The organism is Bifidobacterium sp. ESL0745 (genome assembly GCF_029433335.1).
Taxonomy (GTDB): domain Bacteria; phylum Actinomycetota; class Actinomycetes; order Actinomycetales; family Bifidobacteriaceae; genus Bifidobacterium.
In genome coordinates this window covers 917231-929566 of the sequence record NZ_JAQTHX010000001.1, presented here as the reverse complement: position 1 = coordinate 929566, position 12336 = coordinate 917231, and the positions used below count along the sequence as shown (strand labels likewise).

Sequence of the window (12336 nt, the reverse complement as noted above, 5' to 3'; positions counted from 1 at the left end):
TAAATACGATGCACACTAACGGAGCCGTTTTCCGAATCTGGTCTGCATCTTGTCTAGCGTGTAACCGATGGCCTGATAGAACTTGTGGGCGTCCTTGCGGAATTCGGCGGAGTTGAGCCGCACCTCTTTGGCATTGATGTTGCGCGCCCAGGCCTCGACGGCTTCCATAAGTCGACGTCCTGCGTGGTTGCCGCGCGCGTCCTGCGAAACTGCAAGTCCCATGACGTTGACCGCAGGGTCGCCATAAGTCGCCTTATAAGTATTGGCTTGAACGTAGCCGACAGCATTCCCGTTCTTTTCGGCGACGAAAATGCGACAATCCGGATTAGCCAGCAGCTCGGCAAGTCGCTCACTCGTGCGGTCAAGGGGATAGTCATATCCGAGGCAGTTCTTATTGAGCTTCTGCAGTGCGGCCGCATCGTTTCTGACGGCTTGACGTATGGAAATTTCACACATACCAGCAATCTTAGAACGTCCGTATCAATGATCCGTGTTTATTGTTTCGTGGGTTTGTCTTCAAATTCCCTAGTGAGCACGAAATACTGTCGATGCAACAATATCCCTTTAGTTTTTATCTGCTGATTTCGTTATTTTCTGATGGTTGGTAGTTTTGTAACTTTCCACGGATTCCTTTAGTCTGTGCAGTCCGTCCTAGAGCATGGCGGGCGGGCAGACGAAATTCAGGCGGAGGAAGCGGTTGCCGTTGCCTCGATAGACGGAACCTGACCAATACTTTGCTGGCGTAATTTGGTGTTCAAGCACTTGAAGTTTTTATAGTTGGCGATAGATGTCGTTATACGACGATAGATGCGATTCGAAAGGAACAAAGATGACAATACTCGACGAAGATTACACATTGAACAACGGGGTGAAAATTCCCAAGCTGGGATTCGGGACCTGGCTGATTGATGATGACAAGGCCGGGGCGGCAGTGCAGACGGCGCTCGCGTGCGGATACCGTTACGTTGATACGGCTCAGGCATACGAGAACGAGCGTGGCGTGGGCGAAGGTGTTCGCGCCTCGGGCTTGAAGCGCGAGGATGTGTTCGTCAGCACGAAGGTAAGGGCCGAACACAAGGATTACCAGTCCGCCAAGGATTCCATTGAGGCCTCGCTCAAGGCCCTCGACGTCGACTACATCGATCTGTTGCTCATCCATGCACCCGAACCGTGGAGCCACTTCCATGAGGGCGACCATTGCTTCGAAGGTAATCTTGAGGCATGGCGGGCGATGGAGGAAGCTGTGAAGGCCGGTAACGTGCGTGCCATCGGCGTCTCGAATTTCGAGGACGTCGACCTTGACAACATCCTGCAGCACGGCGAGATCAAGCCGGTGGTCAACCAGCTGCTCACGCACGTGGGTAATACGCGCTTCGACCTGCTGGACACCGCGAAGAAAGACGACATCTTGGTTGAGGCTTATTCGCCGATTGCCCACGGTGAGATGGCGGGCAACCCGACGCTTACCAGGATGGCGGAACGTTACGATGTCTCGGTGCCGCAACTTATGATTCGCTACTGTTTGGAACTTGGCACGTTGCCGCTTCCCAAGGCCTCTTCCGAAGCGCACATCAGGGCCAACGCCGAAGTCGATTTCAGCATCAGCACCGAAGACATGCAGACACTGCGCAATATGCCGAAGGTCAAAGATTACGGCGAGGCCAGCGATTTCCCGGTGTTTAGTGGCCGCTGATTGTGCCGGCGGCTTTATCAGCAATTGCAGATACCTCGATTGATATCTGACTTAGCTTATCGGAAGGCTAATAAACCGAGTCGCATATCACTTACGAACAATTTCGATAGAAAGAGAAAAAGAAAATGGCAACAACATTTACGAATCCAAGCCCGTTCCCGATGGGTCATCCCAACGATGCCTACGCCCAGTATTTTGACGGCCAGAGCTACAATGCCCCGCTGGGTGGCACGGATCAGGCCAGGGTCGCCAACGTGACCTTCGAGGCCTGTTGCAGGAACCATTGGCATATTCACCACAAGGCCACGCAGATCCTCATCGCCGTCGGCGGGCGCGGATACTGCCAGTTCGAGGGCGAGCCGGTGCGCGAACTGCGCCCCGGCGACGTGGTGGTCGTGCCTCCGGAAACCAAGCACTGGCACGGCGCCAGCCCGAACGAACCGTTCTCTCACGTAGCCGTGATGGTGCCGCAGGAAAGCGCCTCGAACGAGTGGCTTGAACCGGTCGACCCAGAAGAATACGCCAAACTGAACTGACCGCTGCTTACTTCAGCCTTTTACCGAATTGTGTCTGCAGCTTATCTAGCGTGTAGTCGATGGCTTGGTAGAACTTGTGGGTATCATTATGCAGCTCAGGCTTTTCGCGCCACAATGGAGAACGTAAGTGGAATTTTCGGATAACCTTGCGGCATATGCCACGATTGGTCTTGTTCATCGAATTCGAGGAGCGGCGTCGCCTGCCAGTCGGAGATGTCGTATTCGCTGATCTTCTCAATGCGTAGGCCAGCGTCAATCAGCACCGTGGTCATCTCATCGAAATCATGGGCCCAGTTGTGGTTGTGGGTATGGGTGATTTTCGGTGTTGCTGAGCCTTCGTTTTCGGGCTTGTCCGAATTGGTGTTGTCGGAATCTTCGTTCTGAGGTGCCAGAGTGTAGGTGTTTTCGGTATCGTACGAATCCTCGGTGCCCGGGAAGTAGCTGTTGCCAATGCTCAAGCCGTCATCGCCGAGCGCAAACTGCAGCGGATGGTTGTCGCGGATCATGAAGACGCCGTTCGGGGCGAGAAGCTTGGAGATGGATTGCGCCCATTGATCCAACGTCGGAAGCCACGTCACCGTTCCGACACTGGTGACAATGACGTCGAATTGTTTGCCGGGAAGTGCTTCGGCCGCTTTACGAGCGTCGGCCTCAACATAGGTGATATCTTCTCCGGCCTTTTTGGCTATCTGACGGGCGTAACGCAGCGAGGCGGGGGAGAAGTCCAGCCCGCAGACGTCTTTCGCGCCCAGCTGGGCCCAGCAGACAGTGTCGGTGCCGATATGGCATTGCAAATGCAGCAGCCGCTGGCCTTCGACTGAGTGATTTGGCAGGTACGGTTTCAGGACTTCATAATCGCGCCGGACGATGGGATTTGACAAGGGAGAGGCATTGATCCGCGCGTCAATATCCCCGTAGCTGCCGTTGAAATGGACTGCGGCGCGGTCGTCCCAATTCTCGCGATTGTCTTCGATCTCCTGTGAATCGCGTTTCGCGGGATCCTGCGCCTGTGGGTTGTCAACATTGGCAGTCATAAATAATCGGCTTTCTTCCGGTTGTCTCTTTTCAATAGAGACAAGCTTATCAGGAAACCGATTGAATATCGTAGCCCGGTCTTTTATTCAATCGCAGCATTGATGGCATCTGCAACCTGTCTCGGGTCGGCTATGCCCAGAACCAACCGGTCGAATTTCTCATCGTGCAGCTGAACGACCAGCGGTTGTTCGGGCTGGGCAATGTTCCAAAACTCAGTGTCTCCGTCGGGAAACTTGAACGTTCCGGCTTTTTTGCCGGGAGTGGCTAGGCCGGGATTGCGGAACGCACGGCGTCCGGACATGTTGAATCCGGGGTCGAGCGTCGCGCCTGCCACGTGGCTCAGCGGAATCTCGAGATTGCCCTTGAACGACCAAAGTTTGTTAAGACCATTCGGCACGACTTTCAGGGTCCTTCCTTCGATCGTTACGGTGTTGCTACCCGTATTCCTAGAATCGTTACGGCTTGCGTCGTTGTCGTTTTCCTGCTTATTCTGTGTTTCGGACATAGTGATACTTCCTTTTGTGATCTTGGTTTTAAAAAGTTTGATTAATTCGGATATATGCGGATTGAATTGATTGAGTCTGTTGTCTGCCCTGCGACAATGCCCGCACGGTTAAGCAGATTGTCTCCGAGGGCTTGCGATAGCAGTGCGGCTTGTTCGGGCGGAATCAGAGATTGCCACTGTGCGATGGTGTCGCGGACCTTCGCGTCATGTGGTGCAAGTTCCAAGCAGGCGATGGTGACAAGGTTCAGAACATCCTTCGAGAATAGGTTGTTTGTGGGGGATTGCGGTTCGGCTCGGATAATTTTTTCGGTAGATGCGGATCGGTCTGGAACGGAAGTGGTTTCGGCAGGAATTTCATCATGCCCGTCAGTTTCAGATTTGTCTGCTACCCTGCTCCCGGTCGTAGTAGCGTCCAATGTTCCTTGCAATACTTTCAGAAACACCCCGCGTTTGCTGCCAAACGCCTGGTAGAGACTCCCGCGTTTCAGCCCGGCAGCGGCTACGAGGTCATCGATCGAAGTGGCGTCGTAGCCGTGCATACAGAAAATCTCGCGACATTGTTCGAGCACCTTGTGTTCATCAAAACTTCTTGGTCTTGCCATACCTGGCACTATACCAGTTTTTGAACGAATAGTCAAAAACTATGGATTTCAAGTTTTCTTATCTCCTGGTGTCCAAGTTCGATAAGCTCGCTTGAGTTAGGAACGGCATCTTTTCGGGCTAAAGCGGAAATCATTGATTCCTGCGTCTTGATTGTTGTAGCGTTGAAAATAAGGAAATGCAGCTGTCTGACCGGTTTGGTTATTGATGTTGCAAAGAAATTCCACTATAGCGCAACATTGAAAATGTTCCTATACGAGTAACAGATGGGAGACCAGCCTTGAGATTAGCCGTTCATGATTTGTTGATGCTCAACACCGGGGAAACGCCGAAAGAGAACGTGCAAAAGACCAAGGGGCTTGTTCAATATGTTGAAAGCCTTGGCTACAGCCGCTATTGGTTCTCCGAGCACCATGGTTTCCCGGCCAGTGCCAGCATCGCGCCGGAACTGCTGGTAGCCTACTATGCAGCTGCCACGAAGAATATCCGGCTTGGCACCGGTGGCACCATGATCATGCATTATTCGCCGTTGAAAATCGCCGAAACCTTCAAGACACTCGAAGCCATCGCTCCTGGACGCATCGATTTGGGGTTGGGCAGGGCTCCGGGCGGCGGGCCTGCGGAAATCATGGCGTTGTCGGAAGGTCAGTCGCAGCTGGACCGGGACCCGCAGATGTACGGCAAAATCAACGATATCCTTGCGCTGCTCAAGGACACGCAGGCCACCGAGGCCAGTCCGCTGTATCGTAATGTTTTCGCGGCTCCTAACACCGGTGAAGACGTGCCGGAGCCATGGATGCTGGGGTCAAGCGGGCAGTCGGCGTTGAAAGCCGCGCAGCTTGGTCTAGGTTACAGCTTCGTGAAATGGTTCGGCTACAACCCTGGCATTTCGCCGAGCGTCTTCCGCGAGTACCGTGAATCCTTCAAACCGAGCGTCTTCTTTGACCGTCCAATCGTGAGTATGGACTACCGGGTGCTCATCACCGAAACCGAGGAGGAGCTGCGCCGCCATGAGAAGTCATTTGAACTGTCGTATTTGACGCTCGGCCATCCGCAAGCCACGTTGGTGTCTCCGGATAGGGCCGAATCGTATGTCTATACCGAATCCGATGAGGAACGCTTGAAGCACGCCTATGATAACCGGATACTGATTAAGGGCACAAAGCAGCAGGTCAAGGAGATTTTGGACGATGAAATCGCCGCCTACCAGATTGACGAGCTAATGGTTCATGTTCCGGTCTACAGCCTTGAAGCGCGCAAGAACACATACAAGTATTTGGCTGAAATGTACTTGTAAACCGCATTGGAATTGGACTCAGGCTGTCAGCGACGAGTTCTGTCGGCTGATAGCCTGAATATCGCAAAAGGTATTCCTCGCCAAGAGCTGAGAGGGATACCTTTTATTTTTCCAAATATCCTTGAAGGATTTTGATGGTGTGAACATACAAAAGTGGAGCCCTCCTCATGCGTTGTACACAAGAAGGACTCCACTCTGAACTGTTCAGACTCGCATTGAACGCGTCAGGTCAGTTGCTCCGTTTCACTTGATGTCGTCAAGATTCAGCCCGAGCGCCTCGGCAACGCGGGTGCCGTAATCGGGGTCGGCCTGATAGAACTGCTTGGTCTCGAGGACTTTGATTTCTTCGGCATGCTCGCCTTCGACCTGACCTAGGTTGGAGGCGATGGTGGCGACCAGACGCTGCTTCTCTTCCTCGCTCAGCACATTGTAAAGCGCGCCGGCGGCAGAGAAGTTGTCGGGCTCGTAGGCGGCATAGTTTCCGGTCTTACCTTCCAGCTGGTCGCCGTGGTTGCGGGCGGAGGTGTCCTCGGTCGGGCCGTCGAAGCTGTTCGGCTCATAGTCAACGGAGCCATCCTGCGCGTTGTTGGTCATGTTGCCGTCACGCTCGTAGTTGTGTACCCCATTGATGGGGCGGTTAACCTTGAGCTGTTCGTAGTTGGCACCGAGGCGGTAGCGCGCGGCGTCCTTATAAGCGAAGAGGCGGCCCTGCAGCATTTTGTCAGGTGTTGGCTCGATGCCCGGCACGAAGTTGGCCGGCGCGAACGCGGATTCCTCGACGTCCTCGAAGTAGTTGTCGGGGTTGCGGTTCAGGGTGAACTCGCCGATCTTGATCAGCGGGTAGTCCTTGTGGGAGACGACCTTGGTGATGTCGAAGATGTCGTGCTTGTAGTTCAGACCCTCTTCGTAAGGCAGGATCTGCACGCAGACCTTCCAGGACGGGTAGTTCTTGGACTCGATGGCGTCGAAGAGCTCGTGCAGCAGGTAGTCGGTGTCTTCGCTGGCGGCTTTGGTGGCGGTCTCTTCGCTCATGTTGACCACACCCTGCTCGCTCATGAAGTGGTACTTGACCCAGAAGGCGGTGCCGTCGGCGGTGACCCACTTGAAGGTATGGCTGCCATAGCCGTTCATGGTGCGGTAGCTGGCCGGGTTGCCGCGGTCGCCCATCAGATAGGTGACCTGGTGCACGCTCTCGGGGGAGTGCGCCCAGAAATCCCACTGGCGGGTCTGATTGCGCAGGTGGGTGCGCAGGTCGCGCTTCTGGGAGTGGATGAAGTCGGGGAACTTCAGCGGGTCCTGGATGAAGAAGGTCGGCGTGTTGTTGCCGACGATGTCGTAGTTGCCTTGCTGGGTGTAGAAACGCAACGCGAAGCCGCGCACGTCGCGCAGGGTGTCGGGGTAGCCGAGCTCGCCGGCCACCTGGGAGAAGCGCAGGAAGATCGGGGTCTTCTTGCCGACGCCGTTGAAGACGTCCGCCTTCGTGTATTCGCTCATGTCGCGAGTGAGCTTGAAGGTGCCGTAAGCACCGGCGCCCTTGGCGTGCACTACGCGGTCCGGGATGCGCTCGCGGTTGAAGTGGGCGAGCTTTTCGACCAGCTGGTAGTCCTGTAGCAGCACCGGGCCGCGCACGCCGGCGGTCTGCGAATGGGTGTTGTCGGCCCAAGGCTGGCCGGACGCGGTATTGAGATTGTTGGTCATGAAACTCCTTATTTTGTGGCAATGTAAGAAGAAGATAACAATTTCATTTGCATAAAACAATGGTTTTATATCGTTTTGTGGGCTTTGCGACATTTTGTCTGTAAAGTCTTTACATTGTGATTTTCGTTTATTTACAGAAGTTCTGGGATCATTAAATTGGATTTGGATTTACAACTAGTGAACGTGTTGAAAACGTTTGTAGCGGTTCTAAAGGCTGATTGTTGGCTTACAAAAGTTCGTTAATTGATTCGAATGTTCAATGTGGTGTTTGCAGACGATGTTCCGTTTGTCTCGACGGTGCGGACTCGATTCATGTTGAGTTTGGGATCGCCGGTTCGATAGACTTGGGATCATGCATCTCCTTTTACCGCCGTCCGAAGGCAAGGCCACACCCAGGGGAGGCCCGACGTTCGACTTGGAACGTCTGTCTTTCCCAGAACTGAACGAAGCCAGAGGAGCGGTTCTCTCAGCGTTAATTGAAGTATCGAAACGTGATGACGCAGCCAGAATATTGAAGGTCGGGGCCAAGGGTGCCCATGAAATTGTCGCGCAATGTGACATTCTTTCGGCACCCTGTGCACCGGCGCGCGAGGTGTATACAGGCGTGCTATACGAGGCGGCGCAGTTGCACAAGGGTGATGACGTGCTGATCTTCTCAGGTTTATTCGGCGTGACCACAGGCGAGGACTTGATACCCTCCTATCGTCTTTCGATGAACGTCTCGCTTCCCGGCGTCGGTCCGTTAAAGTCATTCTGGCGCAAGCAGTTTGCGCAGTGGAGTCCGAATCGAGCAAAAGTTGATAATGATAGGGGAATCCGAAACTCGTCAATAAGCTCCGGTGATAACGATAATGTCGCGGTTGATTTGCGATCCGAACTTTATCGTGTCACAAAGCCAAATCAGTCAAACAACAATGTCCAATGGTGGGATGTCCGCATCGCCAATTCCCAAAGCAAAACTATCTCGCACATGGCCAAGCACTACCGAGGCTTACTAACGAGAGCCCTACTCGACGCCCCAACTCAACCCGTAGATGAGGTCGCCCGCACCCTCGGTATGGTGAGTGTCGAGGCAGAAGATAATATTTGTCGTCTTGTTTTAGTGCCGACTGGGCTCTGATACTGTCCGCATAGGTTTATGACGAGTAGAATCGGGAAGCCAGGATTTTTAATAAACAAGCCGGCGCTGACTGTCTTCGTCATCGATACGCTCAACGGGTCAAACATTGATTAGTGTATTACGGTTTATCATGATGTTGCCAGCTTCGCTGTCCAAACGTTCCATCACCCGTCCGGTCAAGGTCAGATTCACCTTACTATCGGCTTATTCTCGCAGATTATAGATGGGATGTCCATATCAAAATATTTGCAAACGTCTTCACTATTGTCGAATTTATGGCCTATATCAATGGCTTTGTATGAGCTTGTCATAAGTTTTCCCTTGTAGTCGTGTAATTGTCACACTGAAATGCTTCTTGTTGCTCAAACAATGTCATTTATAATGCCTGTTTGAAATGTTATCATTTTTAGAAAATACTCATCTCGACCGCTAAAGGAGTCGGTTATGGAAGAGAAAAGTAGAAAAACACCAACGGTGCCAGATCCAATATTGGATGTCAAAGAATGCAATGAGTTTGAGGAATTGAACAAAAGGTTTGAAAAGCTGACGACTCCAGGACATATCGCTCAGGCAGGTAAAAAGATTGTTGAGCGCATACCGGAAAATATAAAAAACAAAGCCTCCACTCTAAAAGATGATATTTCCGAACAGGAAATCTATAAGAGGGCGATGGAAATAGCTTCAAAAGGTTTTCATACTCTCGAGGAACAAGCCGCTAAATACAGTGTTGATGAGACAACTATTGTAAAGAACCTCAATGCTGTGTTGAACCAAGAAACGATAAGTTGTCTCGATGATATTTGTTTTATGAGAAGTTATGACGTCAGTAAGGCGGCGAACAAATACACCTCGCATAATATTGTGGCGGCGGTTGCTGAGGGTGCTGGAACGGGAGCGATAGGTGTGGCGGGAATTCCCTTAAGTTTTGTATTTATTACATTTCTTGAATATCGTGCCGTACAAACAGTGGCGATGGCATACGGGTATGACGTGAAAAATGATCCCAGTGAATTGTATATAGCCAGCAGCGTCTTTTCAGATGCTTTGAATCCTAAAGGTGTGGCTACAGGTGCTTCCGATGTGTCTGATTTTGTCGCAAAATTTATGACAATTTCTGCTTCACAAGGAATCAAACAAGCCTCTAAAAAAGGCTGGGTTGCGATGGCCGACAAAGGTGGTCCTGCTTTATTGCTCGTTCAGATGAGAGCACTTGCGAATGTGGCTGCTAAAAAAGCGTTACAAAAAGCGGGTAAAAATGGATTGGAAAACAGTATTTTCAAGACTATGTTCGAACAGATTGGAAGAGGTTTAACTCTTAAGACGATCGATAAAGCCGTGCCGATTCTATCCGCTGGTTTTAGTGCACTTGTGGATTCTGGACAGATGAGCAGTGTTTTGCAATATGCTGACATCTTCTATCACAAACGTTTCCTTACCGAGAAAGAAGATCGTATTAATGAGATCACCGGCGAGACCGGTGATGGTGATGTCATCAACGTGGTTGTTGAAGATGAGTAATGGGCTTTGTTTTTGTGATTATTCATTAAATAAATCGATGATTTGAGATTTTGTATTAGTTGGGGAAATGGAAGGCAAACCAGTTAATTGGTTTGCCTTCCATTTCCCCAACTACCGTCTACTCCCATTGCACATTGTCTAGATCGATACCTTGGGTCTTGGCGTTGGCATCAATGATGTCGTGAAGCCACTGGGCGAGTCCCGGTTCGATGTCGTCATAGTGTTTCTTGAAACGCTGGTCGGCGACGTACAGCCGGCCCAGACAGACCTGCATGGATGGGCTGACCTCGTAATAGTAAAGTGACGCTCGGTGTTCTTCGGCAAACGCGTTGGCTTCATCGCTGCCAGGTTCCACGCCCCGACGCTTGGCGTCGGCCAGTTTTGCTTCAACGTCGCGCATGCGTTGTTCTTTCTGCATTTTGGTCTTTCCGTCCATCGTGGTCTGCCGTTCGGCGAACTCCATCCACTGCTTGGTGTCACCCCAACGGTCCTTGGCCTCGCTTTGCCTTGGGTCGAGTGTTTCTGCATTTGCCATGGTCGTTCCTTTCTCTGCCATGTCGATGAGCCGGTTGATGTTTTCAAGGGTTTGCTGCAAATGCCGCAGCTTCTTTTCGAGGTTGGTCCGTCCCGCTTTGAGTTCCTTGATGACAACTGGCGCCGGCGCGTCGAGCAGCCGCCCGATGCGCGTGGCTGGTACACCCAGCTCTTTGTAGACGAGCAGACGGCGGAGGCGGTTCAGATCGCCGGGGCAGTAGACCCGGTACCCGCTGGCATCGCGAGCCGGAGTGAGCAGACCGAGGTCTTCCCAGTGCCGAAGCATGCGTACACTGACGTGGAACATCATTGAGACTTCGCCAATGGTCAGGCCGAATGGCTTGTCCGGTGTCCAACGAGTGTTAGCTGCGTTTGTCCCGTGCATTCCGTTCCTCTTTCGTTGTCTTGTCTGCGGCCGGTTTGCCGGTCGCAAGAGAAAAGCTATGCCCTGACAATATGTCAGGGTCAACAACCATCGGCGTGTCGCAGATTTTTAGGAGCAGTTGCCGCTTGCTTTTATTACTATTGAGGGATAATTGATCAGACGTAGACGGTATCGATCAGTCGGCCGGATTCTCCCTCGCTTGTTGGTGGCATCAGACGTTTCTCTTCGCCGGTGCCAAGGTTATTGCCTTGCAATAACATGAATTATCAGGACTTGTTTCCGGAGAAGTTTTCATAGTGGACTTTTCGAAGGCAGAGAAGATAAAGTCGGGTGGAGTTGGAGAAAAATGTTTGCAAAAAACGATAAAGGCCAGGATGACCAAATAGATTTCTCCAGTGATATGTCGTCCACGTCAATGTCGTCGGACCCCAAGGTATTCGAAGATGTTGATGACTCTTGGTCCGACGTTGCCGATGACGACGGTACGCAACGTTTGCTCAAACGTGAGGAGAGAAGGCGGCGGGCGGCCTATCGCAAAGCAGCCAGAGGCAACGGTCACAGCGGGGGCGCGCATGTGCTTAAGGTTGCTCTTTGTGTCGTGCTGATTGTCATCGTTCTTGTCGTAGTCGTGGTCGGCGTGCTTGTCGCCATTTCCAAAATCAACGAGGCAAGGCATCCGATGCCGATATGCCAAGGCAAGGTCCAATGCGACGCGGAAGACAAACGTCAGGACCTGAATCGTGCCACATACGACATGGACTCCAAATTGCGTGACCTGATTGATGATATGACCACGGCGGATAGGCAAAGTGTCAAGCAAAGCGACGTGGATGCCGTGGCCAAGAGCATCGCCAAGGTCGAAAAGGTAGGTGGGGAATTCGAAAAGCTGCCGGCGATGGACAACGTCGGTGTGAAAAAAGCATTCACACAATATAAAGCACGTTATGAACGCAAGATCGCCTATGCGCGTGACATCATGACGGTGGCTCCTGCCGCTTCCCAAGCCAATCGTATCTGCGGGAAGACGCCGCTGTACGTGCCCATGGACCCTACCTGGTCGGAGCAGAGCAATTATCTGACAACTTGCAAGGCCGCCGTCGATGCGATTCCGGACGTGAAAAACGCTGACGTGGCGAGTTATAAGGCGTCGTGGAACGCTTATGCCGCCAAGACCAGTGAGGCCTATGCGGCCATACAAGCGCTCGGGCCGAGTGACCAATTCTCCTCCAACCAGCAGGAACGTTACGACAATCTGGAGCGCACGCTGTCTCAAACCGAAGAAAACGAACGCGAAGTAACGGTCAAGCCTCTCCAGACATTGACGAAGGGGATGAATGATGCGGACGACAAAGACAGCGGTGATCCGGATCTGTCTACAGCCATCTGGAACATGGTCTCGAAACATTAGGCGTTCG

Annotated in this window: 12 protein-coding genes; 6 read left to right on the top strand and 6 right to left on the bottom strand. The window is 52.3% G+C overall.

Features of this window, described 5'->3' with window-relative positions:
* Positions 1-15: 15 nt before the first annotated feature.
* Complete coding sequence (locus PT275_RS03575; RefSeq protein WP_277152408.1) at positions 16-456, bottom strand: GNAT family N-acetyltransferase; 441 nt, start codon at positions 454-456, stop codon at positions 16-18.
* Positions 457-829: 373 nt separating this feature from the next.
* Here PT275_RS03575 and PT275_RS03570 point away from each other — a divergent pair, with 373 nt between their 5' ends.
* The gene (locus tag PT275_RS03570) at positions 830-1693 is read left to right on the top strand and encodes an aldo/keto reductase (RefSeq protein WP_277152406.1); all 864 of its coding nucleotides are present in this window, start codon (positions 830-832) and stop codon (positions 1691-1693) included.
* A gap of 125 nt (positions 1694-1818) precedes the next feature.
* Complete coding sequence (locus tag PT275_RS03565) at positions 1819-2229, top strand: cupin domain-containing protein (RefSeq protein WP_277152404.1); 411 nt, start codon at positions 1819-1821, stop codon at positions 2227-2229.
* Positions 2230-2324: 95 nt separating this feature from the next.
* On the opposite strand, the gene PT275_RS03560 is transcribed toward PT275_RS03565, so the two are convergent.
* The 3 genes from PT275_RS03560 to PT275_RS03550 all read right to left on the bottom strand — a co-directional run bounded on the left by PT275_RS03560 (position 2325) and on the right by PT275_RS03550 (position 4371).
* Positions 2325-3263, bottom strand: a complete 939-nt coding sequence (locus tag PT275_RS03560; protein WP_277152402.1) for a methyltransferase — start codon at positions 3261-3263, stop codon at positions 2325-2327.
* 83 nt (positions 3264-3346) lie between these two features.
* Positions 3347-3769 carry a hypothetical protein gene (locus PT275_RS03555; protein ID WP_277152400.1) on the bottom strand — a complete coding sequence of 141 codons (423 nt, stop codon included), beginning with the start codon at positions 3767-3769 and terminating at the stop codon, positions 3347-3349.
* A gap of 41 nt (positions 3770-3810) precedes the next feature.
* Positions 3811-4371, bottom strand: a complete 561-nt coding sequence (locus tag PT275_RS03550; protein WP_277152398.1) for a TetR/AcrR family transcriptional regulator — start codon at positions 4369-4371, stop codon at positions 3811-3813.
* A 278-nt stretch (positions 4372-4649) separates the two neighbouring features.
* Between PT275_RS03550 and PT275_RS03545 the strand changes: the two genes are divergently transcribed.
* Positions 4650-5666 carry an MsnO8 family LLM class oxidoreductase gene (locus PT275_RS03545; RefSeq protein WP_277152396.1) on the top strand — a complete coding sequence of 339 codons (1017 nt, stop codon included), beginning with the start codon at positions 4650-4652 and terminating at the stop codon, positions 5664-5666.
* Positions 5667-5909: 243 nt separating this feature from the next.
* Here the strand turns inward: PT275_RS03545 and PT275_RS03540 are convergent, their stop codons facing one another.
* On the bottom strand, positions 5910-7364 hold the full coding sequence (locus PT275_RS03540) for a catalase (protein ID WP_277152394.1): 1455 nt from the start codon (positions 7362-7364) through the stop codon (positions 5910-5912).
* Between the two features lie 352 nt (positions 7365-7716).
* Here PT275_RS03540 and yaaA point away from each other — a divergent pair, with 352 nt between their 5' ends.
* Together yaaA and PT275_RS03530 are read left to right on the top strand one after the other, a co-directional pair.
* Positions 7717-8484: a peroxide stress protein YaaA gene (yaaA, locus tag PT275_RS03535; RefSeq protein ID WP_277152391.1), complete on the top strand. Its 768-nt coding sequence runs from the start codon at positions 7717-7719 to the stop codon at positions 8482-8484.
* Between the two features lie 444 nt (positions 8485-8928).
* Positions 8929-10002 carry an EcsC family protein gene (locus PT275_RS03530; protein ID WP_277152388.1) on the top strand — a complete coding sequence of 358 codons (1074 nt, stop codon included), beginning with the start codon at positions 8929-8931 and terminating at the stop codon, positions 10000-10002.
* 118 nt (positions 10003-10120) lie between these two features.
* Here PT275_RS03530 and PT275_RS03525 read toward each other — a convergent pair whose 3' ends face one another.
* Positions 10121-10921 carry a MerR family transcriptional regulator gene (locus PT275_RS03525; RefSeq protein ID WP_277152386.1) on the bottom strand — a complete coding sequence of 267 codons (801 nt, stop codon included), beginning with the start codon at positions 10919-10921 and terminating at the stop codon, positions 10121-10123.
* A gap of 346 nt (positions 10922-11267) precedes the next feature.
* Between PT275_RS03525 and PT275_RS03520 the strand changes: the two genes are divergently transcribed.
* Entirely contained in the window at positions 11268-12329 is a 1062-nt protein-coding gene (locus PT275_RS03520) for a hypothetical protein (protein WP_277152384.1), read from the top strand.
* Positions 12330-12336: the final 7 nt, after the last annotated feature.

Excerpts from the sequence above, each read along its gene's own strand:
- PT275_RS03520 (WP_277152384.1), top strand. The coding sequence starts at position 11,268 with ATGTTTGCAAAAAACGATAAAGGCCAGGATGACCAAATAGATTTCTCC.
- PT275_RS03575 (WP_277152408.1), bottom strand. The coding sequence starts at position 456 with ATGTGTGAAATTTCCATACGTCAAGCCGTCAGAAACGATGCGGCCGCA.
- PT275_RS03570 (WP_277152406.1), top strand. The coding sequence starts at position 830 with ATGACAATACTCGACGAAGATTACACATTGAACAACGGGGTGAAAATT.
- PT275_RS03525 (WP_277152386.1), bottom strand. The coding sequence starts at position 10,921 with ATGCACGGGACAAACGCAGCTAACACTCGTTGGACACCGGACAAGCCA.
- PT275_RS03540 (WP_277152394.1), bottom strand. The coding sequence starts at position 7,364 with ATGACCAACAATCTCAATACCGCGTCCGGCCAGCCTTGGGCCGACAAC.
- PT275_RS03560 (WP_277152402.1), bottom strand. The coding sequence starts at position 3,263 with ATGACTGCCAATGTTGACAACCCACAGGCGCAGGATCCCGCGAAACGC.
- PT275_RS03550 (WP_277152398.1), bottom strand. The coding sequence starts at position 4,371 with ATGGCAAGACCAAGAAGTTTTGATGAACACAAGGTGCTCGAACAATGT.
- yaaA (WP_277152391.1), top strand. The coding sequence starts at position 7,717 with ATGCATCTCCTTTTACCGCCGTCCGAAGGCAAGGCCACACCCAGGGGA.
- PT275_RS03555 (WP_277152400.1), bottom strand. The coding sequence starts at position 3,769 with ATGTCCGAAACACAGAATAAGCAGGAAAACGACAACGACGCAAGCCGT.
- PT275_RS03530 (WP_277152388.1), top strand. The coding sequence starts at position 8,929 with ATGGAAGAGAAAAGTAGAAAAACACCAACGGTGCCAGATCCAATATTG.
- PT275_RS03565 (WP_277152404.1), top strand. The coding sequence starts at position 1,819 with ATGGCAACAACATTTACGAATCCAAGCCCGTTCCCGATGGGTCATCCC.